The 2,085-nt window shown below is 42.6% G+C and carries 3 protein-coding genes; 2 read left to right on the top strand and 1 reads right to left on the bottom strand.

Going from position 1 to position 2,085, the window contains the following annotated elements; translation table 11 throughout:
* Both folK and E1163_RS00830 read left to right on the top strand, forming a co-directional pair.
* The coding region (gene folK / locus E1163_RS00835) for a 2-amino-4-hydroxy-6-hydroxymethyldihydropteridine diphosphokinase (protein WP_155168632.1) at positions 1 to 291 on the top strand (291 nt) is incomplete at its 5' end.
* 102 nt (positions 292 to 393) lie between these two features.
* Complete coding sequence (locus E1163_RS00830; protein ID WP_155168631.1) at positions 394 to 1,203, top strand: SH3 domain-containing protein; 810 nt, start codon at positions 394 to 396, stop codon at positions 1,201 to 1,203.
* Between the two features lie 222 nt (positions 1,204 to 1,425).
* On the opposite strand, the gene E1163_RS00825 is transcribed toward E1163_RS00830, so the two are convergent.
* On the bottom strand, positions 1,426 to 2,085 hold a 660-nt coding region (locus E1163_RS00825; protein WP_155168630.1), incomplete at its 5' end, for a universal stress protein.

The following is a 2,085-nucleotide window of genomic DNA, read 5'->3' as shown; positions in this document are numbered from 1 at the left end:
GCCGAAAAAATACTGACCAGGATCAACCAAATTGAACAGCAGTTGGGAAGGGTAAGAATGGAAAAGTGGGGCGCCAGAATAATAGATATTGATATTCTCTACCACGCCCATGACATTATTGAAACAGAAAAACTGGTTGTTCCTCACCCTGGCATCCCCAACCGCCGGTTTACACTGGCCCCTTTGGTGGAAATAGCACCGGACTTTGTACACCCTGTATTGAAAAAAACCAACACCGAGCTGCTGGCCATATGCCCTGATACTCTGGAAGTAAAAAAGACCGTCAGCTAAATCTATTCATAGTAGTTCCTTCCAATGAATAAAATCAAATATTTTTTCTAAAAATCTTCTATATTCCTCATATTGCGGGAATAAACAAAATCGGATTTTATTATGATAACAAAGAACTTACTTAGCATTTTAACCTTATCAGCTTTAATGATGGCCTGTGGCTCTAAAAGTAATGAGCAGGAGGAGACATCCACTGTTGATACTGAGGCTGATTCAACGGCGGTTGCCGAAGTCCCTTCCACGAAAGAAGTTGAAGCCGTTGGTATCTGGGACAAAGTTTCTGTGAGAGCCACTCCGTCTGAGGACGGCAAATGGTTGACTTCCGTGAGCCTGGGTGAAAGCCTGACCTACTTAGGAGAAGAAGCTAAGGACAGTAATGATAAAATGTACTACAAGATCAGGCTCAACGATGGCAAAGAAGGATGGGTACGTTATGAGTTTGTAGTACCTGAAGCTAAACCTGCCGTATTTGTTAACGAATCGGACCTTTACAACCGTCCTGACCTGCTGACCAAATCGGACAAGAAATTCAGTAAAATGGATATCATTGCGGTTAAGCAAGCGCAGGATGACTGGGTAGAGGTTACAGGAAAGAGAACAAATGGCAAATGGATAGAAAGCGGATGGGTGAGGAAAAGCAATATTTCCTATGAGCCCGTGGATATAGCCATGGCCAAGTTTGCAAAACCTGCCATGGAAACAGAAGATCCTGACAGCAGGGCTAAAAAACTGGAAGAGATCCTGAACAATGTTGACCTGAGCAGCTCTGCTTTTGTAGTGGACATAAAAGCAGCTCTGGACGAAATTAAATTAAATGCCGGCAGCTCAGAAGAGGTAGATGCCACTGCAGAGGAAGAAGACTCTATGGAAATGGAGGATGAAGAGGCAATGGAAGAAGACCGCCAGGAATAACCGGAAACGGATCAAGCTGAATTGTCGAAAGACGCTAATAATTCTAATCCATCTTTGACGGGAAACTTTTAGTAGAAATCAGCCAACTATGATGAACAAGCAATAGGTGCAGTTTTACAAATTTCAGAGGTAAATCTTCACACTGCAACTCTTTATCTGCTTCCTATAAATAAAAAAACCGGAGATCGTCCGGTTTTTTTATTGTTTGTATTTTCTTAGCACCTATTTGCCGATCACATAGGTCAAAACAGGACGCTTGGCATGGTTCACCACATCCTCCGCAATGCTTCCGGTAAGCAAATGGGCCAGGCCGGTTCTGCCATGGGTAGCCATAGCAATCATATCAGCATTGATGCTCTCTGCAAAGTAAATAATACCCTCTTCCTCAGATCCTTCATTGAAAATATGGATCTTGTAATTCTCCAGATGGCATCTTTTTGCAAAATCTTCCAGCTCAGGGCGTGCGTAGCGGTCAGACTGGAAGTTATTAGGCGTATTGATGCGTACCAGGTGCAAGGTTGAGTTATAGAGCTTCTGAAATATTTTAACTGTATTGACACACTGCTCTTCTTCCTCTTCCAGTGCAGTAGCGTAAACGATCTCTTTAAAATCGAAGTTGGTAGCTTTCTTGTGTATGGTCAACACCGGACATTTGGCATGTCTTACTACTTTTTCAGCATTAGAACCAATCAAAAACTCCTCAAGCCCTGTACTGCCTTTGGTACCCATTACTACCAGGTCAACCGAATGCTCACTGATAATATCTTTGATATTGTGATAAGGGCTTCCAATTCTTAACTCCTGCTCGATGATGGCATCAGAAAATGAAGAACCAGCCAGCTCAGCCAGGTCTTGTTTTCCTTTTTCTATTAATTTCATCAT

Origin of the sequence: Fulvivirga kasyanovii (assembly GCF_009711405.1) — a bacterium.
Lineage (GTDB): Bacteria > Bacteroidota > Bacteroidia > Cytophagales > Cyclobacteriaceae > Fulvivirga > Fulvivirga kasyanovii.
The sequence above is the reverse complement of the archived record's forward strand: the minus strand, read 5'-3'. Positions and strand labels throughout refer to the sequence as shown.